Here is a 26,227-nt window from a genome sequence, read left to right on the forward strand (position 1 = left end):
ATAATCAAGTTATTACAATAAAAAATTGATTAATTAATCAATAAGAGACATATCAAATTTATAATTATCCACATTTTGCATGAATTCTTTAAAGTTCATAGATTTTTCTGTTACATGAGCTTCATTTAAAATAGTATTTATAGCTTGTTTTTCCAAGAGATAATTTCGCATATTATCCATTAAGTCCTGATTTTTGGCATAAAATTCTATTAATTTAGCAGGTTTTTCATATAAACAAGCTTCTTTATTTATTTGATCGTGCAATTGTTTTTCATCAACTTTTATTTTGTAATACCGAATTATTTCACATAATAGCAAATTAATAATAATTCTAACTTTTGCTTGGTTAGATAACATTTTTTCTGAAATATTCATTTTATTTTCATTAAATTCTTTATTAGCTTGCTCACGTAAATTTTTTATCTCTTGTTTTAGTAATACAGGTGGTACCTTACATTTTTGATTGTTTTTTAGTAAAGCATTTAAAATTTGTAATTTTATATAATTATAATTTTTATTTTGAATTTCAATTTTTATATTTTCAGTAATTTTTTCACGAAGAGTAGCAATAGAACCATCTTTCACACCTAAACTCGAGATAAATTTGGATGTGATTTCTGGTAATTCGCATGTTTCAACTTTTTTTACAAACACTTTAAAAGTTACTAATTTCCCTTTTAGATAATCTACTGAGTAGTTCGGAGGAAATTGAATAGAAACATCAAATATGTCATTTTTCTTATGACCGATTAGACTTTTTTCAAAATCTTGAATTAATTTATTTTGACCTATTACCAACACAAAATTAGATGCTTGGTTACCTTTAAATTCTTTTTCATCAATCCATCCTTTAAAATCTATTGTAAGTTTATCATCAATATTAGCCCCTGCATGGCTTTCTTTCCAAATTGCTTTATGCTGGCGCATGATATTCAACATAGAATCAACATCTTCTTCAGTAATTTTTACAACTGGATTTTCAATTTCTATAGCATGTAGATTGTTTAATTCAATAGTTGGACTAACTTCAAATTCTACAGAATAAGTTAAATTACTACCTGCTTCATAGTGATCAGGTATATAAATTGGATTTCCAACTAAATTAATATTTTCCTTATGGATACTTTGCAGAAAATGATATTGCATCATATTATTGATGATATCTCGACGTACAGAACTACCATAACGTTGGATAACAATATTCATAGGTACTTTACCTACTCGAAAACCATCTATATGTATTTTTTTAGATATATCAATTAATTTTTTGTTAAATGCATTTTCGATTTTTTCAGAAGAAATAGTAATCTTCCTTCTGTGACTAAGATTCTGAACAGTTTCTCCTAAATCTTGCATATCGATTACCTCAAAACAATTAATAATTTACATTTATTTAAATAGTACAATTTTTCATGAGTTAGAGTAAAATGTAGATAGTAATAATTTAAGTTCTCATATCTGCGCGACAATTTGGTGAAGCTATAATGGTATTATTTATTTTTGTCCATTCCTTAGTAGTATAAGTATGTAATGCTAATGCATATACACTTTCTGCTAATTCCTCAATTAATTCTTTATAAATAGATCTATGACGATCTAAAAGTTTTTGACCCATAAAAATATCACTCACGATTATTACTTTAAAATGACTTTCAGATCCAGCTGGCACATTATGACGATAGCTTTCATTATGAACTTCTAGATATATTGGTTCAAATGCTTTATGTAATTTTTCTGTTATTTGTTCGCGAATCATAATTAAACTCCTTAACAGGGATAAATATGCTGCATTTATTTTATCTATTAATCTATTGAATATTATATTTGAAATATTCATTTATAACAACTATAGTATTTAATTTGGAATTTATAATAATAATTACATCATTCAGTTGATTTTAAAATAATTATATATTAAAAGAATTGTTAAAAAAGTTATTGTCATTTTTCAATATAAACCAAACTATATGATTTAAAATAGCATTTTTAATAAATATTACAATACTAATGTTTATACTCGTTAATAATAACTGTTTATCACATAAAAGTTATTATTAACGAGTAAGATACTTAATATGATACTAGTGCTGATTGTGCTATTCAAAGGAAACAGTATAACTATATAACATAGTTAGTTTACATTATTTAAAGGTTCCCGTAAAATGCTATCATAATTAATAATATATCCCTTGTTAGTGAGGTCTTAAATGAGACTCAATAAATGCAATAAGTATTTTGAACCATTATTATTCACAATAAGTATTGTATTATTAAGTAACTGTAACTGTAATATTGCTTTATTAAATCCCAAAGGGGAGATAGCAATTCAACAACGCTCACTAATACTACTGGCTTTTGGTCTTATGCTAATTGTAGTTATTCCAGCAATCATAATGGCTATTTTATTCGCTTGTAAATATCGTGATTCTAATACTTCCGACATCCAATATAATCCTAATTGGTCACATTCTAATAAATTAGAAGCTGTAATTTGGGGTATACCTGTTTTAATTATTTGTTTTCTCGCAATAGTAACATGGAAATCTACTCATACACTAGATCCTGGCAAATCATTAGATTCTAATAAAAAATCTTTACAAATAGAAGTCATAGCACTTGATTGGAAATGGCTTTTTATTTATCCAGAACAAAAAATTATAACTATAAACGAAATTGCTTTTCCGGTAAATATGCCAGTCACTTTTAAAGTAACATCTAATTCTGTAGTAAATTCTTTTTTTATTCCTGAGCTCGGAAGTCAAATATATGCAATGGCCGGTATGAAAAATAATCTTAATCTCATAGCTAATAAAGCAGGTATTTATAAAGGTATATCCTCTAATTTTAGTGGACCAGGATTTTCAGGGATGAAATTCAAAGTAATTGTAACTAAGGATAACACAGAATTCAATAATTGGATTATAAAAGTAAAATCTTCTCCTAAAAAACTAAATACTCAAGAAGAATACAATAAAATTGCTATTCCTAGTCAAAATAATCCTGTGGAATATTTTTCTACGGAAAATACTACTTTATTCTTACAAGTTATCAAACAGTTCCAAATGAGTAAAAATAGAGATAAACCATAAATAAAAGTAAAACTGTTTTGCCAACTTTTCTTTTAAAGAAAAGAACAATATGATTTTTTAAAGAGAATAAAATGATGTTTGGAAAATTAACTCTAGATGCAGTACCATATCATGAACCTATTATTATGATAACCATTGCTTGTGTAATGTTCATTATACTAGCGTTGATTATTACCATCACTTATTTGAAAAAATGGAATTATCTTATATCAGAATGGTTTACTTCAGTAGATCATAAAAAAATAGGCATTATGTATATAATAGTAGCATTTATTATGCTATTGCGTGGTTTTATAGATGCTATCATGATGCGAGCTCAACAAGTATTAGCTTCTAGCGGTAAAGCAGGATTTTTATCTGCTCATCATTATGACCAAATATTTACGGCTCATGGTGTAATTATGATTTTTTTTGTAGCCATGCCTTTTGTAATAGGTTTAATGAATTTCATTATTCCATTACAAATAGGAGCTCGTGATGTAGCGTTTCCTTTCATGAATAACCTAAGTTTTTGGTTAACAATTGCAGGTGTAGTTTTAATTAACCTATCTTTAGGAATAGGTGAGTTTGCACAAACCGGTTGGTTAGCTTATCCACCTTTATCAGAATTAGCTTATAGCCCAGGTGTAGGAGTAGATTATTGGATTTGGGCTCTGCAACTTTCTGGTATAGGCACAACATTAACGGGTATTAATTTTTTTGTTACTATTTTGAAAATGAGAGCTCCTGGTATGAATCTTTTTAAAATGCCCGTTTTTACTTGGACAGCTCTTTGTACTAATATTTTGATTATTGCTGCATTTCCAGTTTTAACTACTACATTAGCTATGTTAACTTTGGATCGTTATCTTCATTTCCATTTTTTTACTAATGAAATGGGTGGCAATATTATGATGTATGTAAACTTAATTTGGATTTGGGGACATCCTGAAGTTTATATTTTAGTATTGCCAGTTTTTGGGATATTTTCGGAGATTACTGCAACCTTTTCTAAAAAGCGTTTATTTGGATATACTGCATTGGTATGGGCGACGGTCATTATTAGTATCCTGGCTTTTGGAGTATGGTTACATCATTTCTTTACTATGGGTGCAGGAGCTAATGTTAATGCATTTTTTGGTATCATGACCATGATAATTGCTATCCCGACTGGAGTAAAAATTTTCAATTGGATTTTCACTATGTATCAAGGAAGAATTCAAATGCACTCTGCTATGCTTTGGACAATTGGATTTTTATTAACTTTTTCCATAGGTGGTATGGCCGGTGTTCTTTTAGCAATTCCAGGAGCTGATTTTGTTTTACATAACAGTTTATTTTTGGTAGCACATTTCCATAATGTTATTATTGGGGGGGTCGTCTTTGGATGTATGGCTGGAATTACTTATTGGTTCCCCAAAGCATTCGGATTTACTCTAAATGAAACTTGGGCTAAACGAGCTTTTTGGTTTTGGATTATAGGATTTTTCATTGCTTTTATGCCATTATATGTATTAGGTTTCATGGGTATGACTCGTCGCTTAAGTCAAGATATTGATCCAGAATTTCATTCTCTATTAGTTATAGCAACAGCAGGTGTTGTATTGATATCCTTAGGTATCATTAGTCAAATGATCATGTTCTGGATATCTATCCGTGATAGAAAAAAAAATCGCGATTTAACTGGTGATCCTTGGGGAGGACGTACATTAGAATGGGCTACATCTTCTCCACCTCCTTGTTATAATTTTGCTGTAATCCCTTATATCTATGAAAGAGATGCTTTTTGGGATATTAAAGAGAAAGGTATATTTTATAAAAACGCACTACAATATGAAACTATTCATATGCCCAAGAATAGTATCGCAGGCATATTAATATCTACTTTTGCTACTATATTTGGATTTTCAATGATTTGGCATATTTGGTGGATGTCAATTTGTTCTTTTTTAAGTGGGATATTTACTTGGATTATAAAAAGTTTTGATGATGACTTAGATTATTATATTCCTATAGAAGAAATTCAAAATGTTGAAAATCAGCATCTTAGTAATATTAACAAATTAGGTTTGAAATAATGTTGACTAAAACTGTTATTAACCAAAAGGATAAGATTAGTCAATCTAATCATATTTTAAAATCCAATACAATTTTTGGTTTCTGGATTTATATGATGAGCGATTGTATTATTTTTGCAACTTTATTTGCAACATATGCAGTGATGGTAAACAATACTGCTGATGGACCTATAGGAAAAGATTTTTTTAAAATACCATTTGTCCTAATAGAAACAGTATTTTTGTTAATTAGTTCTTTAACATATGGTATGGCTGTTATCTCCATGTCCTCTAAAAGCAAAGATAATGTTAATCGATGGTTATTCTTAACTTTTTTATTAGGTCTGAGTTTTGTACTAATGGAAATATATGAATTTAACCATTTAATTACAAAAAATATTTCTCCACGGAATAGCGGTTTCTTATCTTGCTTTTTTACTCTAGTAGGTACACATGGTCTACATGTTATTTGTGGTTTAATTTGGATAATGGTATTAATATTTCAAATTACACAAAAAGGTTTAACTACTACAAACTGTACTCGTATTATGTGTCTTAGTTTATTTTGGCATTTTCTAGATATAGTATGGATTTGTCTATATACCATTGTTTATTTGATGGGGGTAATTTAATGGGTATTGAAACTCATACAAATGAACATAATAATGTTAAATCTTATTTAATAGGTTTTATTTTTTCTCTGATCCTTACAGGTATTCCATACGGGATAGTAATGAGTAATAAATTATCTAAAACTACTATGACATCAGTAGTTTTAACTTGTGCACTACTACAAGTAGTCGTTCATTTAATTTATTTCTTACATCTAGATACAAAATCGGAAAATGGATGGAATATCCTAGCTATAGTTTTTTCATTAATAGTTATTCTGATTATTGTCTTGGGTTCTTTGTGGATAATGGGACATCTTAACCATAATATGATGGTTTCCTAGGAATAATTTTTCTCAATGATAAAAGAATACTTACAATTAACAAAACCAAGAATTATTTTAGGAAATTTAGTTTCAGTAACTGGTGGATTTTTATTAGCTTCCAAAGGACATGTTAATTATTCACGGCTTTTTATTACATTAATTAGTATGGCATTAATTATCGCATCTAGTTGTGTATTTAATAACATTATTGATTGCGATATAGATAAAAAAATGTATAGAACTAGAAATAGAGTTTTAGTAAAAGAGAAAATTTCTCTGAAAACCAGTATGTTATATGGATTTATATTAGGTATAATGGGCTTTTGGCTAATATATTCTAAAATTAATTTACTAACTATTTGGTTAACATTAATAGGATTTTTGATATACGTTTTTATTTATAGTCTTTATATGAAACGTCATTCAATATATGGAACTTTAGTAGGCAGTTTAGCTGGAGCCGTACCTCCCGTTACAGGTTATTGTGCTGTAACTAACCACTTTGATGTAGCTTCATTAATTCTGCTCATTATTTTTACTACCTGGCAAATACCGCATGCATATGCTATTGCTATATATCGCTTTAAAGACTATCAACGAATAAATATTCCAATATTACCTTTAATAAAAGGTATTAAAGTAGCAAAAAATCATATAATTGTATATATCCTATTATTTATTATAGCAAATTTACTCCTCACTATCACCGGTTTTACTGGTTACAAATATTTACTTGTAACTTGTATAATAAGTTTCATTTGGCTAATAATGTCTTATACAGGTTATAAAACTAAAAATAATTCTTTATGGGCTCGCAGAATTTTTTTATTTTCTATAATCAACATTACTGTTGTCAGTATTATGATGTCTATAGATCACCACAATTAGTAACAAATATCATCAATATAACAAAACTATATTTATACTTTTATAAAATATTTTCTTATAGGTAGGTATTTAATGTTATGTTCATACATTTGAGGTAAAAATGAATGATAATAAAATGACTATTAGTGAATTATCTGCCTCTTGGAGCTTAGGTACAGTTATTTCTTTACGTATGCTGGGTATGTTTATGGTTTTACCTGTATTGACTACTGAAGGTATGAAATTATCTGGTGCAAATGAATCATTAATTGGTCTAGCTATTGGAATATATGGATTAACACAGGCTGTTTTTCAAATACCACTTGGATTATTATCTGATCGTCTGGGACGTAAGCCAATTATTATTGGTGGCTTATTAATTTTTATCATTGGTAGTACAATTGCAGCTACTACTAGTTCGATTTGGGGTCTTATTATAGGCCGAGCAGTTCAAGGTGCAGGCGCAATTAGTGCAGCGGTAATGGCACTTCTGTCTGATTTAATTCGTGAACAAAATCGAACTAAAGCAATGGCATGTATTGGTATAAGTATTGGTATAACTTTTACTATCGCGATGGTAGCAGGACCAATCATCACTCATCATTTAAATTTTAATGCATTATTTTGGTTAATTTCTATGCTAGCTATATTAGCTATTGTTATAACCTTACTAGCAGTGCCATCAGTAAAATACTACACTTTCAATCGTGAAACTAGCGTAGTGAAAAGCAGCATAAGATTAGTACTAAGTAATATTAATTTAATTAAGCTTGATGCAAGTATTTTTATACTTCATGCATTACTAATGCTAAATTTTATAACATTACCGAAACAACTAGTGCAATCTGGATTACCTCTTGATAAACATTGGGAAATATATTTATCCACCATGCTAATTTCTTTTTTGAGTATTATGCCATTAATTTTTTTAGCAGAAGAAAAACATTGTATAAAATGGCTATTTATCTTCGGAATCATCACACTAATTATTGCAGAAATTATATTTTTAAGTGCTGACAATCATCTTTGGATACTAGTAAGTGGTAGTCAAATTTTTTTCTTGGCATTTAATTTAATTGAAGCAATATTACCATCTCTGATCAGTAAAGAATCACCTTTAGGATATAAAGGGACAGCAATGGGTATTTATTCAACTAGCCAATTTCTGGGTATAGCAATTGGAGGCAGTTTAGGAGGTATATTATTAGGATATCTAGGTTATAAAATGGTTTTCATATGTGGAATAATACTATCTATTATTTGGCTGATGTTTATTATTACTATTCGAGAACCCCCTTATGTTAGCAGTTTACGTTTTATTATAAAAAATATTGATTTATTTAGTAATAAATTAGATAAATACTTGATAGAGCAAAAAGGTGTGTTATCAACATTGATTATACCAGAAGAAGAATGCGTTTATATAAAAATAGATACTAAATTAACCAATAGAACAGAAATAGAAAAGAGAATTACTTCTCTAACATATAAATGTGGTTGACATTGCATGTATCATCAGAAAATGTGTAGATGAATATGTTACTTATATGTATTTTGATATCGGAACTATCTTATTAATAAAGTGCTGTTATTTGATTATATGATAAATTGCTTTTAAATAAATGACTTTTTAAGTTAACAATTGTCGATAAATACTGGTAGATAATGATATAATATGTAGCCTAAGGTTTATAATAAAAATATTTTTTAATATTATTAAAATAGCTATAATGCGAAAACATTAAGCATATTTAGTTTATGCGGAATATAAATAATGGATTTTGCTGAATTGTTAAATATGTATCAAAGCAGAGTTAATAACACCTTAACATCTTTATTAGGTTCTTTACATATGTATTGTACTCCTTTAGTGCATTATCCGGTGGTAAAAGATTACGTCCTTTCCTAGTATATGCAATTGGTGATATGTTACAGGTTAACCCAGTTAGTTTTGAGTGTATACATACTTATTCTCTTATCCATGATGATTTACCATCAATGGATAATGATATTTTACGTAGAAACAAACCTACTTGTCATATTAAGTTTGGACAATATGTTGCTATATTAGCGCCTTTAATATTTTAGCTACAAAAAGTCTTCCTGGTATAACTAATGAGTATAGGATCAAAATAATTTCTGAATTAGCTCAAGCAGGTGGAGTACAGGGTATATGTAGTGGGCAATTATGGGATTTATTAGCGAACAAAAATAATATCAATATCACAAAATTAAAAAAATTTTTATCTTCATAAAACAGGAGCTTTAATTCGTGCTTCACTTAGAATAGGAGTGTTAGCATCTGGCAAAAATCATTATAAAATATTACCAACTATTGATAATTATGCTAACGCTATTGGTCTAGCATTTCAATTACAAGATGATATTTTAGATGTAGTAGACAAAACTTCTTTCCTTGATAAAAGACCAGGAAAAAATCAAAAATTATGTAATATAACTTATCCTGCTTTAATAGGCCTGAAAAATACTCAGCGCAATCTTTTAAATCTGTATCAAGAAGCATTAGATGCTTTATCAATATTAGAGTCTAAATATTTTAATACTGGTTCTTTGAAAGAAGTAGCAAGTTTTATAATTAAACGTAATATATGATTTTTATCAAAGAGTAAGCAATGAATGAGTACTAATATTTCTCAATATCCTACATTAGATTTAGTAAATACAGTACAAGCATTACGTTTATTATCAAAAAATAAACTACCCCTGATTTGTAATGAGCTGAGAAACTATCTTCTGAATAGTGTTAGTGGTTCTAGTGGGCATCTTGCTTCTGGTCTAGGAGTAGTGGAATTAACTGTTGCACTTCATTATGTCTATAATACACCTTTTGATAATCTTATTTGGGATGTAGGACATCAAGCTTATCCACATAAAATTCTCACTGGAAGACGAGAAATGATCAATACCATTCGCCAGAAAAATGGATTACATCCTTTCCCGTTTAGAGAAGAGAGTGAATTTGATGTATTGAGTGTAGGACATTCTTCTACTTCGATCAGTGCAGGTTTAGGTATGGCCGTAACTGCAAAATACGAACAAAAGAATCGTCGCACTGCTTGTATTATTGGTGATGGAGCAATGACAGCAGGAATGACATTTGAGGCTATGAATCATACGGGAGATTTACAAGCAGATATACTAGTAATACTCAATGATAATGATATGTCTATATCAAAAAACGTTGGTGCATTAAATAGTTATTTAGCACGTATTATTTCAAAAAATAAACGTATAAAACTGTTGGATAATCATTGCATAGTAAGAAGTTGTCTAAAAAAAGAATTAACCGCAGAAACAGAAATAGATTTTAACGGTATCTTCTTTAAAGAATTAGGGTTTAATTATATTGGACCTATAGATGGTCATAATGTTATGGTATTAATTAAGGTTTTAAAAAATATACGTAATCTAAAAGGTCCTCAATTACTACATATAATTACCAAGAAAGGTAAAGGTTATACTCCAGCAGAAAAAGATCCAATCAAATGGCATGCCGTACCTGCTTTTAACTTACATACAGGTACTTTACCTAACGATAATAGTAAAATTACCAGCTATTCTATTATTTTTGGCAATTGGCTTTGTGAAATGGCTAAAAATGATCCAAAACTAATTGCTATTACACCAGCTATGCGAGAAGGTTCTGGAATGCACAATTTTTCAAAAAATTATCCTAAACAATATTTTGATGTAGCAATTGCTGAACAACATGCTGTTACTTTTGCTGCGGGTATAGCAATTGGTGGTTATAAACCAATAGTAGCAATTTATTCTACTTTTTTGCAACGTGCTTATGATCAACTTATTCATGATGTAGCACTACAAAAATTGCCAGTATTATTTGCTATTGATCGAGGAGGTATTGTAGGAGAGGATGGTGCCACACATCAGGGAGCCTTTGATATTGCATTCTTACGTTGCATACCTGGAATGATGATTATGACTCCTAGTGATGAAAACGAGTGTCGTCATATGCTTTTCACAGGTTATAATTATCATAACGGTCCTAGTGCTGTACGTTATCCTAGGGGAAATATTACGGGAACAAGATTAGAACCATTAAAGAAACTACCTATTGGCAAAGGAATAATAAAGCGCAATGGAAAAAAAATAGCAATCCTTAACTTTGGAACATTACTTTACGAAGCCATGACTGTTGCGGAAATACTAAATGCTACTTTAATTGATATGCGTTTTGTAAAACCACTAGATGAATCACTAATAATTTCGTTAGTTACCAATAAAAATGTATTAGTTACCATAGAAGAAGGATCTGTTTCTGGAGGAGCAGGAAGTAGTGTTAATGAGTTATTAGCTAAATCTAAGAAGATAGTACCAGTTCTCAATTTAGGATTACCAGATCAATTCATTCCTCATGGTAACCAACGAGAGATCCATATAGAATATCAACTAGATGCCACAGGTATTCATCAACAAATTATGAAGTGGATGAATAAAAAGGTTTTTATCATTAATAAAATCCCAGGAGCCTGATCATATCATAGGGACAGGGCTAGAAGAAATAGTAATCTATTTATGATGCTTAATTGATGAATTTTACCATCACCAATATTAATTCATTTGGGTTTTGCATGTTTAAGAATATCCTTACAAAGTAAGACATGCAATAAACCTTCTTCTAATTTTACTCCTGTTACCGGGAAGAGAAAATATTAAATCAAAATCGCCCCGATTAATACCACGATATAACCATCCATCTTCATTGCTCTGATTTTGATGTTCTTTTTTACCATTAATATTAAGTTGACCCCATACAGTTTCAATGCCTAATTCCTTTTCTTTCCAATTTGGAACACTAATTGTTAAAGTATAATTTTGTTCATCAATACGACGGATATCATACTCTGGAGTTCCTACTATAAGTTAGTTACCATCGAAGAAAGAGACGTTTCTGGAGCAACAGGAAGTAGTGTTAATGAGTTATAGTACCACTTCTCAATTTAGGATTACCAGATCAATTCATTCCTCATGGTAACCAACGAGAGGTCCGTATATAATATCAACTAAATGCCACAGGTATTCTTTTTATAAATTACCATATGAAATGGATGAATAATATAATGTTTATTAACTGCTAAAAAACATTTTATGCATGCTAAAATATTAGTAACCTTATCAAAATAAAAGTAGAAGACTACATGATGGTGATAATTTTAATTATCAATTTATTTACGATGCTCAATAACTGATGAATTTTTACCATCACCAATATTAATTCTTTTGGGTTTTGCATGTTCAGGAATCTCCTGACAAAGTAAGACATGCAATAAACCTTCCTCTAATTTTGCTCCTGTTACCTTCATATTTTCGGGAAGAGAAAATTTTAAATCAAAATCGCCCCGATTAATACCACGATATAACCATCCATCTTCCTTGCTCTGATTTTGATGTTCTTTTTTACCATTAATATTAAGTTGACCCCCTACAGTTTCAATGCCTAATTCCTTTTCTTTCCAACCTGGAACACTAATCGTTAAAGTATAATTTTGTTCATCAATACGACGGATATCATACTCTGGAGTTCCAGTAACTGGTTGATCACCAGTCAGTTGACTAAATAAACGATCTATTCTATTAAAACGATCAGAAAACAGTGCATCATTATTAAACACAGGATAAAGTGATAATGATCTGAATGCCATAATAACCTCCTGAACTAATTTTTAGTTTAAAAATACCTGATCAGGTTATCAATATAAGGTCTTTAAATACTTTTTCAAGTATAATTTATATTTTTTAAATTACCTAAAAATATTATTATCCAATAAGTAAATCCTTTAAAAAGGAATTATTAATTTTAACTAAACAAGTTTTATGTTAAACAACTATCCAGAAAATATGGATAGTCTTTAATAAAAATTATACACATTGAAGATGTGAGAACTATAAATTTTTTGCAAAAAATAACACAAACAAATTTTCTATTTTATGATTATGAAACTTTTGGTAAAAATACTTCTCTAGATAGACCGGCACAATTTGCTAGTTTACGAACTGACATAAATTTTAATATAATAGAAAAACCACAAAAGTTTTTTTGTAAATTAGCTGATGACTACCTGCCACAACCAGAAGCGGTAATGGTAACGGGGATAACTCCTCAAATAGTACAAAATCAGGGTGTACCAGAAGTAGAATTTGCTAAACGCATACATAGTATTCTAACTAAATCTAATACCTGTATTATTGGTTATAATAATATACATTTTGATGATGAAATGACTCGTAATATTTTTTATCGTAATTTTTATGATCCTTATGCCTGGACTTGGAAAAACAATAATTCTCGTTGGGATTTATTAAATGTAATGCGTACTTGCTATGCTTTACGGCCTAATGGTATTATTTGGCCTAAAAGAGAGAATGGATTACCTAGCTTTAGGTTAGAACACCTAACAAAAGCTAATGGTATTACTCACAACAAAGCACATGATGCTATATCAGATGTCCATGCTACTGTAGAGTTAGCTAAACTAGTGAAAAAAAAGCAGCCTAATTTATTTGATTTTCTCTTTAATCATCGTCAAAAACAACAGTTACGGATGCTTATTGATCTTCCACATATGCAGCCTTTAGTTTATGTTTCTAATACTATTAGTACCCTACAAAGGAATACCAGTTTGGTGGCACCTATATGTTGGCATCCACATAATTTTAACTATCTAATAATCATTGATCTTACTAAAGATGTATCTGTACTACTTGATATTGATATTAAAACCTTGCGTAAAAACATATATAAATCATCATTATTTAATGAAATAATACCTACTCAAGTAATTAACTTAAATAAATGCCCGATATTAGCTCCGGCTAATACTTTACGTATAGAAGATACTATAAGACTAAATATTGATCGTCAACAATGCATTGATAATCTTTTACTATTACGTAAATCACCTAATATAAGAAACAAAATTCTAGAAATACATTCGCAATTTAAACCAAAAATATTATCTAATAATGTTGATACCCAACTGTACAAAGGATTTTTTAATAATTTTGATCAAGTCAATATGAAAATTATTCATAAAACGGAACCTATTAATTTACGATTGCTTAATATACAGTTTAATGATAAGCGCCTGGACAAATTACTATTTCGCTATCGAGCACGCAATTTTCCTAAAACCCTCAGCAATAAAGAAAAAAAACTTTGGTTTCAACATAAAAAAAAGATATTTCACCCTAAATATATACATGATTTCTTATGTGAATTGCGAAAATTAACTGTAAAAAATAAAAACAACATAAACAAAATTTTTCTCTTAAAAGAACTTTACGCTTATTTATGTAAATTACATCCAGATAAATAACTATATATTACATATAGCTTATAACTTTATTACCAAATTCTGAACATGTTAATAAGTTAGCACCTACCATCAATCGAGCAAAATCATAAGTAACATTTTTATGCAAAATAGCAGATTCTATACCTTTTTTAATTAAATTTGCAGCTTCATACCATCCCATATAGCGTAACATCATTTCAGCCGAAAGAATAATGGCACTGGGATTAACTTTATCTTGATTAGCATATTTTGGTGCAGTTCCATGAGTAGGTTCAAATATCGCACATTCATTTCCAATATTAGCTCCCGGTGCTATGCCAATACCTCCAACTTGAGCCGCCAAAGCATCTGATATATAATCCCCATTTAAATTCATACAAGCAATAACATCATAGTCCGAAGGATTTAATAAAATTTGCTGTAAAAAAGCATCTGCTATTATATCTTTAATTATAATATATTCATTATTAGCAGTTTTAATTGTCATCCAAGGACCTTGATCTAATAATTTGCCATTAAACTCTTCTTTTACTAATTCATAACCCCATTCTTTGAATCCTCCTTCAGTAAATTTCATGATGTTACCTTTATGAACTAAAGTTATAGACTTACGTTTATTTGTAATTGCATATTTAATAGCAGCACGTATCAAACGTTTACTAGCATATTCTGAACAAGTTTTTATTCCTATAGCACATTTTTCAGTAAATTTAATTTTTTTTACATGCATATCTTCAATTAAAAATTGAATTACCTTGTTTGCTTCTAGTGTACCTGCGGCCCATTCAATTCCTGTGTAAATGTCTTCTGAATTTTCCCGAAAAATTACCATATTTACCTTTTCTGGATATTTCATAGGACTAGGTGCACCTTTATAATAACTTATAGGACGCTGACAAATATATAAGTCTAGTTTTTGACGTAAGGCTACATTTAATGAACGAATTCCTTTTCCTACTGGAGTTGTTAAAGGACCTTTAATAGCTATTTTATATTTTTTTATCAATTCTATAGTTTGTTGAGGAAGCCATATATTATGTCCGTAAATGCTAATTGATTTTGCTCCAGCATACACTTCTATCCAGCAAATCTTTTTGCGATCATTATAGGCTTTTCTTACCGCTGCATTTACTACTTTTATCATTACCGGAGATATATCACTACCTATACCATCTCCTTCTATATAAGGAATAATTGTATTATTTTCCATTGATTTTTCTCTGACATATATGATTATTTAGTTAAAAATATAAATTCTATATTAAGTATTATAATATATGTTAATATTATATACATAAAAATATATACAATGTATATTATACATACAGTTTTATTATTTATAGAGATATAATTTCGATGAAAAAAGTCATTGTAGGTATGTCAGGAGGTGTAGATTCTTCTGTATCTGCTTGGTTATTAAAGCAGCAAGGCTATCAAGTAGAAGGTGTATTTATGAAAAACTGGGAAGAGGATGATACTAAAGATTTTTGTAATTCAGCCAAAGATTTAGTCGATGCTCAGTTAGTTTGTGATAAAATAGGTATAAATTTAAAAACAGTAAACTTTTCAGCAGAATATTGGGAATATGTTTTTAAGATATTTCTTGATGAATATAAAAATGGTCAGACTCCTAATCCAGATATTCTATGTAATAAAGAAATTAAATTTAAAGTCTTCTTAAATTTTTCACAATGTATTTTAAAAGCTGATTATATTGCTACTGGTCATTATGTACGTATTCAAACAAAACAAGGTAAAAAATATCTTTTAAGAGGCATAGATAATAAAAAAGATCAGAGCTATTTTTTATATACTCTAACTCATAAACAGTTAGAAAAAATTCTGTTTCCTCTTGGTGATAAAAAAAAATCAGAAGTAAGAAATATAGCAGTAGCATTAGATCTACCTATAGCAAATAAAAAGGATTCTGTAGGTATGTGTTTTATAGGTAAAAGAAAATTTCGAGAATTTTTAAAAAGATATATCCCTATAAATCCCGGCGTCATTGAAACTATTGATGGTAAAATAATTGGCCAACATGAAGGAATTATGTATTATACTATAGGACAAAGAAGAGGATTATGTATCGGAGGAATAAAAAATAATCCCAACAGTAATCCATGGTATGTAGTAGATAAAGATGTAATCTATAATCGTTTAATTGTGACACAAGATTCTAATGATTCGCATTTAATGTCAAATGGGGTGATTGCCCATAAGATTCATTGGATAGATGGTAGACGTCTTACAAAAGATATTTACTGTTCCTTAAAAACTAGATATCAGGAAACAGATACTTTATGTAAGATTAGTCCTATAAATGAAGATACTATAGCAGTATATTTTAATGAACCTATAAGGGCTGTAACTCCTGGACAATCAGCAGTATTTTATGTTGGTGAAATATGTATAGGTGGTGGTATAATTAAAAATCGCATTCCATAAAATGATATGAGTATTTTTATATAAGGATATATAACAGCGATATATTTATATCAAATTAAATCTTTGCTTTTCAGAGGTCAAATAATGAAGTTATCTTCCTTAAAGGCTATATCTCCTATTGATGGTAGGTACAGTAAAAAAGTTGATTCATTGCGTGAAATTTTTAGTGAATTTGGTTTAATAAAATTTCGAGTAGAAGTGGAAATTAGATGGTTACAAAAACTTTCTGATACATCTGATATTAATGAATTATCAAAATTTGATACTCAGCAGAATACCATTCTGGAAAATATTTTATTGAATTTTAATGAAGCAGATGCAGAATATATTAAAAATATTGAGCTTACTACTAATCACGATGTTAAGGCTATAGAGTATTTTTTAAAAGCTAAATTTGCAGATATACCTAAACTAAATACTATTTCAGAATTTATTCATTTCGCTTGTACTTCGGAAGATATTAATAATCTTGCATATGGTTTAATGTTAAAAATTGCACGTAATACAGTAATATTGCCATACTGGAAAGAGATAATAAATGCTATAAAAAATATTGCTATAACAAATCGTAGTATTCCATTACTTTCCAGAACTCATGGTCAGCCGGCTACCCCTTCTACTATAGGTAAAGAAATGGCTAATGTAGCATATCGTCTGAACAGACAAATCCAAATATTACAAGATATTAAAATACTAGGAAAATTTAATGGAACTGTAGGAAATTATAATGCTCATTTATCCGCTTATCCTAATATCAATTGGCACAGTTTAAGTGAATCTTTTGTTACATCATTAGGAATACATTGGAATCCTTATACTACTCAAATAGAACCTCATGATTATATAGCTGAGTTATTTAATTGCATATCACTTTTTAATACTATACTAATAGATTTTAATCGTAATATTTGGGGACATATAGCCCTTAATCATTTTACACAAAAAATAAATAGATATGAAGTGGGTTCTTCTATTATGCCACACAAAGTTAATCCGATTGACTTTGAGAATTCTGAGGGTAACTTAGGTTTAGCAAATGCTATTAACCAGCATTTTTGTAATAAACTACCTGTTTCTAGGTGGCAGAGAGATTTAACCGACTCTACTGTTCTTCGTAATTTAGGTGTAAGTATTGCTTATTCAGTTATAGCTTATCAAAGTGTTATAAAAGGTATTTCTAAGTTAGAGGTCAATCAAAAACATTTACTAAAAGAACTAGATGATAATTGGGAAGTATTGGCAGAACCTATACAAACTGTAATGCGGCGATACGGAATCCCTAAATCTTATGAAAAATTAAAACAGCTCACTCGTGGTAAACATGTAGATGCTAATATTATTCGAGATTTTATAGATAATTTAGAATTGCCAGAAGAAGAAAAAGTACGTCTAAATAAAATGACTCCGGATAACTATATAGGTGCTGCTATTCAAATGGTAGATGATTTACAAAATAGTCCTAAAGATTTTTTATAATTTAAGAAAAATATTTATCTTTTATAAAAGAGCGAGAAGTATAAAAGACTACCTAATCTCGTTAAAAATAACTAATAATGAAATTTTCAGCTATAAATAATCATAAAAATGACGTTGAGTAAAGAAAATGAAGCAAGTATTTCAATCAAATTCTCTAGTTACACTATCTAATGTGTGTAAAATTTTTGATGATAAATATATTATTAAAAATTTTGATTTAACTATCAATAATGGAGAATTTATTACATTATTAGGTCCATCCGGATGCGGTAAAACCACTATATTGCGTTTAATTGCAGGTCTAGAAAAAGCAGACACTGGACAAATTACATTAGATGGTAATGATATTACTGAGACTCCAGCGGAATATCGCCATGTTAATACGGTTTTCCAGAGTTATGCACTTTTTCCACATATGTCTGTTTTTAATAATGTTGCGTTTGGTTTGCGCATGCAAAAAGTTCCTAAATTAGAAATTATACAACGTGTTAAAGAAATATTAGCTATGGTTCAACTGGAGAGTTATGTCGATCGTAAACCGCATCAATTATCTGGAGGTCAACAACAGCGTGTAGCTATAGCTAGAGCAGTTATTAATAAACCTAAAGTATTATTGTTAGATGAACCACTTTCCGCTCTTGATTATAAACTTCGGAAACAAATGCAAAATGAACTCAAAGAATTACAACGAAAATTAGGAATTACTTTTGTATTTGTTACCCATGATCAAGAAGAAGCTCTTGCGATGTCAGATCGTATAGTAGTTTTACGAGAGGGTCAAATTGAGCAAGATGGAACACCACGAGAAATTTATGAAGAACCTATTAATGTATTTGTCGCCAGTTTTATTGGGGAAATAAATATTTTTGATGCTATAGTATTAGAAAAGAAAAATACTAATCAGGTTCATGTATGTCTCGAAGGACGCAATTATGATGTTTTTTGTCCATTTCCTGTTAATCTGGGAGAAAAAATTCATATTTTATTACGCCCGGAAGATTTATATATTGAAGAACTTGACAATTTAAATTATGTTAATGAATTAGTTGGTTTTATACGTGAACGTAATTATAAGGGTATGATGTTAGAATCAACAATTGAGCTAGAGAATGGTAAAATAGTTAAAGTAAGTGAATTTTTTAATGAGGATGATCCTGATTTTGATTATTCTTTAAATCAGAAAGTAATAGTAAAATGGATAGAAAGCTGGGAGGTAATATTACCTTATGAGGTTAATGCATAATTTATTTCAAAAAATTGTAATAGCATTAATTGTTAGTTGGATGACTATATTTGTTTTATTGCCTAACTTAATGGTTTTTATTACTAGTTTTCTTACCAGAAGTAATGATCATCTAATTAGTCCAGTTTTTACTTTTAATAATTATTCACAATTATTAAATCCACTATATGCTAAGGTAATAATGCACTCATTATATATGGCATTTAATGCTACTATATTTTGTCTAATAATAGGGTATCCATTTGCTTGGAGTATAACAGGAATCTCCAAGCAGCAGCTTCGCTCAATGATGCTAATATTATTAATATTGCCTTTTTGGACAAGTTCTCTAATTCGTATATATAGCTTAAAAAATTTGCTTAGTGCTGGTGGATTGTTAAATAGATTTTTAGTTTGGCTAGGTGTAATTACTAACCCGTTACATATTATATATACACAACAAGCAGTAATAATTGGACTAATTTATATTCTATTTCCTTTCATGGTACTACCAATTTACTCTAGTTTAGAAAAGTTAAATAAAATTTATTTAGAAGCCTCTCGAGATCTTGGAGCTAGTAAAATACAGAGATTTTTACATATTATTATTCCCTTGACTATGCCTGGCATAGTTGCTGGTTGTTTGCTAGTATTTGTACCGGCAATGGGAATGTTTTTTGTATCGGACTTGATGGGAGGTGCAAAAAATTTGTTAATTGGTAATGTGATTAAAAACCAATTTTTAAATATACGTGATTGGCCATTGGGATCAGCAACTAGTATTATAATAACTTTGCTGATGGGTTTCATGTTACTATGTTATTGGTATACTATATCCCGTATTCATATCTACTCAAACAAGGTAAAATAGATAAATGATCGTAAAGTGGTTACGTCACATATTTATGGCAATAGTGTATTTTTGCTTGTATGTTCCTCTTGTTATCTTAATAGCTAATTCTTTTAACACTTCTCGTTTCGGTATAATGTGGAAAGGATTCAGCCTGTATTGGTATACATTATTAATGCATAATAATAGTTTAATCCAAGCAGCTGAACATTCTCTACTTATGGGAATGATTTCTTCGACCTTTGCTACAATTATAGGATCATTAACTGCTGTTGCTCTTTATCGTTATCATTTTAAAGGTAAATCATTTATACGTGGTATGTTATTTGTCATAATGATGTCACCAGATATATTGATGGCAATTTCGTTACTCGTACTTTTTATATTGTTAAAAATACCTTTTGGTTTTTGTTCTTTACTATTGTCTCATATTACATTTTGTCTTCCTTTTGTAGTTATTACGGTTTATTCTCGTTTAGCAGGATTTGATAATTTCATATTAGAAGCAGCGAAAGATCTAGGTGCTAAAGAAACGACGATTTTGTCTAAAATTATTTTGCCATTAGCTATGCCAGCTATATTAGCAGGATATCTGATGAGTTTTACATTATCTTTGGATGATGTTGTAATATCCTCTTTTGTAACTAGCCCCACATTTGAAATTTTACCATTGAAAATTTATTCAATGATAAAGATAGGTCTTTCACCAGAAATTAATGCAATAGCTGCTATTTTTATGATAATTTCATTATTACTAGTAGTTATTAGTCAATTGTTATTGAACATGAATCAGTTGGAAAATTAAGGTAACAAGATGAAAAAGTGGTTTTATTTTTTATTTTCGATGATATTTATCATCAGCATTCAATCCACTAGCGCAAATAATGAGAAAGTTATCTATTTTTATAATTGGACAGAATATGTTCCTCCAGGATTGCTTGAACAATTTACCAAAGAGACTGGCATTAAAGTAATATATTCTACTTATGAATCTAATGAAAGTATGTATGCTAAACTAAAAACTTTGAAAAATAATTCATATGATTTAATTGTACCTTCAACTTATTTTATAAGTAAAATGCGAAAAGAAGGAATGTTAATAAAAATTGATAAATCTCAATTGAGTAATTTTAAATATCTAGATAATCGGCTCTTAAATAAGTCTTTTGATCCTAATAATCTCTATTCTATACCTTATATATGGGGTGTTACTACCATTGCTATTAATAATAAGGCTATGAATGCGAGTGATATATCGAGTTGGGCAGATTTATGGAGCGCTAAATATAAGAAAAGCTTATTGTTAATAGATGATGCACGTGAAGTATTCCAAATAGCTTTAAAAAAACTAGGATTTTCGGGTAATACTCGTGATTCAGAGCAAATTAAAGCAGCTTATAATGAACTAAAAAAACTTATTCCTAATGTATTAGCATTTAATGCTGATAATCCAGGTAATCCTTATATAGAACGTGAAGTTAATGTAGGTATGATATGGAACGGTTCAGCTTATGTAGCACAGCAATCAGGATTACCTTTACAACTAATATGGCCTAAAGAAGGTGCAATATTATGGATGGATAATTTAGCTATTCCTAATAATGCAAAAAACATTTCTGGTAGTTTAAAGTTAATTAATTTTTTACTACGTCCTGATATAGCTGCTCAAGTAGCACAAAGTACAGGTTATACCTCTCCTAACTTAGAAGCTAAAAAATTATTACCTAAAAATATCTCATCAAATCCATATCTTTACCCATCGGAAGAAGTAATAAAAAAAGCAGAATGGCAAGATGATGTAGGAGATGCAAGTGTACAATATGAAACATTGTTCCAAAAACTCAAAACAGAAATGTGATAAATCAATTCAAAATTGACGCAGGATATATTACTACAAAAATAAATCTTATTTAATAATATGCCCTAATAGGAGAGTAATCTCCTATTTTACAAGTATTATTAATACTGTAATTCAATAAATGATGGCATATAAATAATTCTGCTGCATAGCAGAGACAGATTTAACTTTACAATCAATTACTATCATGCTTGTAGCATGATAGTAATATTTTGGTTTTACTATTAGTAATAATATCTAATAACTGTTTATGGAGGTAATATTTAAATTTTATGATTAAACAGATAGACTATGTGCTTCCAAGTTCGGCTGGCGATTGTTGTTATCTAGGACAAATGCTTAATCAAGCAATTTCAATAGAATGTACAAATATTATTGAACATCATCTAAGCACGATTTTGATGATTACACCTGACAGGCAAATGGCTTTACGCTTAGAGCATGAAATATCCTATTTAACAAAATATCCAGTTTTCAATTTTTTGGATTGGGAAACTCTCCCTTATGATATTTTTTCTCCAAATAGGCATATTGTATCTCGTCGCTTAGGTATGCTTTTTAATTTACCTAAAATGAATCAGGGAATGATAATATTACCCATTAGTACTTTAATGCAACGTGTTTGTCCGGATTATTTTTTACATACTTCTACATTAATAATAAAAATTGGGCAAATTTTAAGCTTTTCTGATTTGTATCAGAGATTAAATACATTAGGGTATAATCATGTTGATCAAGTTGCATCTCCAGGAGAATATACAGTAAAAAATAGTATAATTGATATTTTTCCTATGGGAAGTTATGATCCTTATCGAATTAATTTCTCTCATAGCATATGCCAATATATAAATACATTTGATATTAACAGTCAACGTATACAAAAAGCAATAAATACCATTTATATACTACCAACACATGAATTTCCCTTAGATAAGGTAGCTATTGAAATATTTAGGAAGCAATATAAAATACTATTTAATAACACTAAAAAATACCCAGAAATACATGATATGCTGAGTAAAGGTATATTACCAGATGGAATTGAATACTTACAACCACTATTTTTCGATAAGCCATTATCTAGTATTTTTAGCTATCTACCCCGCAATACACTAGTTATTATGTGCGAAAATATACAAAAACCAGCTTTTAATTTTTGGCACAATATTAAAGAACGTTATGAAAATAGCATTGTTGATATAACTAAACCAGTTGTTGAGCCTATAAAACTATGGTTACATCCTAATGATATTTTTAAGGAAATAAAAAAATTTCCATGCATTTTCCTGAATGAAAAGCAACTTTATAATAAACCCAAAACTACAAATTTGAGTTATGTATCGTTACCGAATATAAATATTAAAATTCAAGAAGAAAGTTCACTATCTATATTAGAGAAATTTATAAAAAATTTTCCCGGAATGGTATTTTTTTCAATTTCCAGTGTCACAAGAATAAAAAAAATTCAGAAAACTTTAGCAAAAATTAATTTATTTCCAAAAATTTTACATAATCTAAAAGAAGCTAAAGTATCTGGTAAATACTTGATTATTACTGCTAATGAATATGGTTGCATAAATCAAAAAAGACAATTTGCTCTTATTTGTGAGAATGATTTATTTGGTAATAGAGTTATTAAGTACAATAGTATTAATACTACAACACTAATTGATAATTTATCAGAACTTTCTCCTGGACAACTAATTGTTCACTTAGAACATGGTATCGGTAGATATATGGGTTTGATAACCTTAGAAGTAGGAGGTATTACATCAGAATATTTAATAGTTACATATGCTAATAATGACAAATTATATGTACCCATTTCTTCCTTGCACTTAATTACTTCTTATAGGGGGAAAAACCATCAAAATTTTCCTTTACATAACTTAGGAAGTGATGTGTGGATAAAAACACGTGAAAAAGCTATAGAAAAAGTGCAAGATTTTGCGGTAGAACTACTAGATATTTACTCGCAACGTTTAGCGAAAAAAGGATTTGCTTTTACATACAACCATAAAAAATATGAAAAATTTTGTGAAGATTTTTTATTTGAGGATACACCTGATCAAGCGAAAGCTTCAAATGAAATAATAAATGATATGTGTAAAGCAAGATCAATGGATAGGGTATTATGTGGAGATGTAGGTTTTGGAAAAACTGAAGTAGCAATGCGTGCGGCTTTCCTGGCTTGTATCAATAAGAAACAGGTAGCAGTTTTAGTTCCAACTACTCTGTTAGCTCAACAACATTTTGAAACTTTCCGTAATCGTTTTTTTAACTGGCCTATTCGTATTGAAATGTTATCCCGTTTTATTATGAGTACAGAGCAAAATGAATTAGTTAAACAATTAAATGAAGGAAAAATTGATATTATTATAGGTACACATAAATTATTAATGAGAAATATTAAATGGCATAATTTAGGCTTATTAATTATAGATGAAGAACAACGTTTTGGTGTACATCATAAAGAATACATTAAAACTATGTACTCAAATGTAGATATACTAACATTGACTGCTACACCTATTCCGCGTACTTTAAATATGGCAATAAATGGTATTCGAGATATTTCAATTATAGCTACTCCTCCAGATAATCGCTTATCAGTAAAAACCTTTGTACGTGAGTATAATAGTATATTAATTAGAGAAGCTATTTTACGAGAAATTATGCGGGGTGGACAGATTTATTATGTTTATAACAATGTAAAAAATATAACAAAAGTATTTCAAACTTTAACAAAATTAGTCCCAGAAGTGCGTATAGCAATTAGTCATGGACAGATGCCTGAGCGTGATCTTGAAAGAGTAATGCATGATTTTCATCATCAACGTTTTAATTTATTGTTATGTACTAGTATTATTGAAACAGGAATAGATATTCCTAATGTAAATACTATTATTATTGAACGCGCGGATAACTTTGGGTTATCACAATTATATCAACTACGTGGTCGAGTAGGTCGATCATCTCACCAAGCATATGCTTGGTTATTAACTCCAAATCCCAAAATGATGAACGGAGATGCACAAAAACGTCTTGATGCTATTTCATCTTTAGAAACATTAGGATGCGGTTTTGCTGTAGCATCTCACGATTTAGAAATCCGTGGAGCTGGTGATATTTTAGGTAAAAATCAGAGTGGACAAATAAAAAATATAGGGTTTTCTCTATATCTTGAATTATTAGAAAATGCTGTTAAAGCTATAAAAGCAGGTTATCAACCTTCATTAGAATATCTAAAGAGTAAGAAACCTGAAATAGAACTATGTATACCTGCTTTTATCCCCGATAAATTTATTGCTGATGTTAATAATCGTTTACTCATGTATAGACGCATAAACCTTATAAATAATATAGCAGATCTGCATATCATTACAAATGAAATTATTGAAAGATTTGGAGAATTACCAATAGAAACTTCTAATTTTTTAGCAGTTTCTGCTATACAAATACAAGCATTATCAATAGGTGTGAAACGAATAAAAGCTAGTAAACATGGTATTTACTTTGAATTTTTTCCAAATAATAAAATTAATTTAGATAGCTTAATTAATTTTATGAGTAAAGAGCCACATAAGTGGAAATGGGAAAGTTCAACAAAACTTAATTTTATGAAAAACTTTATTGATCCAACTTTGCTGATTAAATGGATAAAAACATTCCTAAACATATTACAATAATAAAATGCAAAGAGCATTTTAGGCTTTTTTATTCGTTAAATCAAGCATTGGTCCAAGCGGACAACCGCCTAGTAAATGCATATGAATATGATAAATTTCTTGTCCCGCATGATCATTGCAATTCATAATTAGTCTATAGCCTTTTTTATCAATACCTTCCTGCCGTGCTATTTTAGCTGCTACAGTAAATATGTGACCTAATAGTTTTTCATTATTTTCAGTGACTTCATTACAAGTAGGTATTAATTCATTAGGTACAATAAGTATATGAATAGGGGCCTTAGGTTTTATATCCCTAAAAGCCGTTAGTAAATCATCTTGATAAACAATGTCAGCTGGTATTTTACCAGAAATAATATCATTAAAAATATTTTTTGTTTTCATCAAAAATATTACTTTTAAATAAGATTAATTATACATA

20 protein-coding genes and 2 pseudogenes are annotated in these 26,227 nt (G+C 29.2%); 16 read left to right on the forward strand and 6 right to left on the reverse strand.

Annotated features, from left to right (window positions below; all coding sequences use genetic code 11):
• Window positions 1-33 precede the first annotated feature (33 nt).
• Together tig and bolA are read right to left on the reverse strand one after the other, a co-directional pair.
• Window positions 34-1,356 carry a trigger factor gene (gene tig, locus ICMP_RS01715; RefSeq protein ID WP_052456819.1) on the reverse strand — a complete coding sequence of 441 codons (1,323 nt, stop codon included), beginning with the start codon at window positions 1,354-1,356 and terminating at the stop codon, window positions 34-36.
• A gap of 88 nt (window positions 1,357-1,444) precedes the next feature.
• Entirely contained in the window at window positions 1,445-1,756 is a 312-nt protein-coding gene (gene bolA / locus ICMP_RS01720) for a transcriptional regulator BolA (protein WP_041069281.1), read from the reverse strand.
• Window positions 1,757-2,207: 451 nt separating this feature from the next.
• Between bolA and cyoA the strand changes: the two genes are divergently transcribed.
• From cyoA to dxs, 8 genes and pseudogenes are all read left to right on the forward strand, one after another.
• On the forward strand, window positions 2,208-3,089 hold the full coding sequence (gene cyoA, locus ICMP_RS01725; protein WP_052456820.1) for a ubiquinol oxidase subunit II: 882 nt from the start codon (window positions 2,208-2,210) through the stop codon (window positions 3,087-3,089).
• A 74-nt stretch (window positions 3,090-3,163) separates the two neighbouring features.
• Entirely contained in the window at window positions 3,164-5,146 is a 1,983-nt protein-coding gene (cyoB, locus tag ICMP_RS01730; RefSeq protein ID WP_041070097.1) for a cytochrome o ubiquinol oxidase subunit I, read from the forward strand.
• Entirely contained in the window at window positions 5,146-5,757 is a 612-nt protein-coding gene (gene cyoC / locus ICMP_RS01735; RefSeq protein ID WP_041069284.1) for a cytochrome o ubiquinol oxidase subunit III, read from the forward strand. The genes cyoB and cyoC overlap by 1 nt, the downstream gene beginning before the upstream one ends.
• Window positions 5,757-6,080 (forward strand): cytochrome o ubiquinol oxidase subunit IV, encoded by a 324-nt coding sequence (gene cyoD, locus ICMP_RS01740; protein ID WP_041069287.1) that lies wholly within the window; start codon window positions 5,757-5,759, stop codon window positions 6,078-6,080. The genes cyoC and cyoD overlap by 1 nt, the downstream gene beginning before the upstream one ends.
• A 15-nt stretch (window positions 6,081-6,095) precedes the next feature.
• Complete coding sequence (gene cyoE / locus ICMP_RS01745) at window positions 6,096-6,950, forward strand: heme o synthase (protein ID WP_041069290.1); 855 nt, start codon at window positions 6,096-6,098, stop codon at window positions 6,948-6,950.
• Between the two features lie 100 nt (window positions 6,951-7,050).
• On the forward strand, window positions 7,051-8,430 hold the full coding sequence (locus ICMP_RS01750; protein WP_041069292.1) for an MFS transporter: 1,380 nt from the start codon (window positions 7,051-7,053) through the stop codon (window positions 8,428-8,430).
• Between the two features lie 273 nt (window positions 8,431-8,703).
• Window positions 8,704-9,542 (forward strand): annotated as a pseudogene (locus tag ICMP_RS01755) (polyprenyl synthetase family protein).
• A 24-nt stretch (window positions 9,543-9,566) separates the two neighbouring features.
• Complete coding sequence (gene dxs, locus ICMP_RS01760) at window positions 9,567-11,444, forward strand: 1-deoxy-D-xylulose-5-phosphate synthase (protein WP_052456821.1); 1,878 nt, start codon at window positions 9,567-9,569, stop codon at window positions 11,442-11,444.
• Window positions 11,445-11,558: 114 nt separating this feature from the next.
• Here dxs and ICMP_RS03500 read toward each other — a convergent pair whose 3' ends face one another.
• Together ICMP_RS03500 and ICMP_RS01765 are read right to left on the reverse strand one after the other, a co-directional pair.
• Window positions 11,559-11,831, reverse strand: coding sequence for an Hsp20 family protein (locus ICMP_RS03500; RefSeq protein ID WP_084121345.1), 273 nt, complete (start codon window positions 11,829-11,831; stop codon window positions 11,559-11,561).
• Between the two features lie 305 nt (window positions 11,832-12,136).
• Window positions 12,137-12,613 carry an Hsp20 family protein gene (locus ICMP_RS01765; protein ID WP_041069295.1) on the reverse strand — a complete coding sequence of 159 codons (477 nt, stop codon included), beginning with the start codon at window positions 12,611-12,613 and terminating at the stop codon, window positions 12,137-12,139.
• Between the two features lie 252 nt (window positions 12,614-12,865).
• Here ICMP_RS01765 and sbcB point away from each other — a divergent pair, with 252 nt between their 5' ends.
• Window positions 12,866-14,287, forward strand: coding sequence for an exodeoxyribonuclease I (gene sbcB / locus ICMP_RS01770; protein WP_041070103.1), 1,422 nt, complete (start codon window positions 12,866-12,868; stop codon window positions 14,285-14,287).
• Window positions 14,288-14,294: 7 nt separating this feature from the next.
• Here sbcB and icd read toward each other — a convergent pair.
• Window positions 14,295-15,470: pseudogene (gene icd, locus ICMP_RS01775) on the reverse strand (NADP-dependent isocitrate dehydrogenase); the annotation flags it as partial.
• A gap of 152 nt (window positions 15,471-15,622) precedes the next feature.
• Between icd and mnmA the strand changes: the two are divergent.
• From mnmA to mfd, 7 genes are all read left to right on the forward strand, one after another.
• Window positions 15,623-16,711: a tRNA 2-thiouridine(34) synthase MnmA gene (mnmA, locus tag ICMP_RS01780; RefSeq protein ID WP_041069302.1), complete on the forward strand. Its 1,089-nt coding sequence runs from the start codon at window positions 15,623-15,625 to the stop codon at window positions 16,709-16,711.
• 84 nt (window positions 16,712-16,795) lie between these two features.
• Window positions 16,796-18,187 carry an adenylosuccinate lyase gene (purB, locus tag ICMP_RS01785; RefSeq protein ID WP_041069304.1) on the forward strand — a complete coding sequence of 464 codons (1,392 nt, stop codon included), beginning with the start codon at window positions 16,796-16,798 and terminating at the stop codon, window positions 18,185-18,187.
• A gap of 127 nt (window positions 18,188-18,314) precedes the next feature.
• Window positions 18,315-19,430 carry a spermidine/putrescine ABC transporter ATP-binding protein PotA gene (gene potA, locus ICMP_RS01790; RefSeq protein WP_041069306.1) on the forward strand — a complete coding sequence of 372 codons (1,116 nt, stop codon included), beginning with the start codon at window positions 18,315-18,317 and terminating at the stop codon, window positions 19,428-19,430.
• On the forward strand, window positions 19,414-20,280 hold the full coding sequence (gene potB, locus ICMP_RS01795; protein ID WP_041069308.1) for a spermidine/putrescine ABC transporter permease PotB: 867 nt from the start codon (window positions 19,414-19,416) through the stop codon (window positions 20,278-20,280). The genes potA and potB overlap by 17 nt, the downstream gene beginning before the upstream one ends.
• Before the next feature lie 4 nt (window positions 20,281-20,284).
• Window positions 20,285-21,064 carry a spermidine/putrescine ABC transporter permease PotC gene (gene potC, locus ICMP_RS01800; RefSeq protein WP_041069312.1) on the forward strand — a complete coding sequence of 260 codons (780 nt, stop codon included), beginning with the start codon at window positions 20,285-20,287 and terminating at the stop codon, window positions 21,062-21,064.
• A 9-nt stretch (window positions 21,065-21,073) separates the two neighbouring features.
• On the forward strand, window positions 21,074-22,117 hold the full coding sequence (locus tag ICMP_RS01805) for an extracellular solute-binding protein (protein ID WP_041069316.1): 1,044 nt from the start codon (window positions 21,074-21,076) through the stop codon (window positions 22,115-22,117).
• A 272-nt stretch (window positions 22,118-22,389) separates the two neighbouring features.
• Window positions 22,390-25,806, forward strand: coding sequence for a transcription-repair coupling factor (gene mfd, locus ICMP_RS01810; RefSeq protein WP_041069319.1), 3,417 nt, complete (start codon window positions 22,390-22,392; stop codon window positions 25,804-25,806).
• Window positions 25,807-25,824: 18 nt separating this feature from the next.
• Here the strand turns inward: mfd and ICMP_RS01815 are convergent, their stop codons facing one another.
• Entirely contained in the window at window positions 25,825-26,190 is a 366-nt protein-coding gene (locus ICMP_RS01815) for an HIT domain-containing protein (protein WP_041069322.1), read from the reverse strand.
• Between the last annotated feature and the right edge of the window lie 37 nt (window positions 26,191-26,227).

The organism is Candidatus Ishikawaella capsulata Mpkobe (genome assembly GCF_000828515.1).
GTDB classification, from domain to species: domain Bacteria; phylum Pseudomonadota; class Gammaproteobacteria; order Enterobacterales; family Enterobacteriaceae; genus Ishikawella; species Ishikawella capsulata.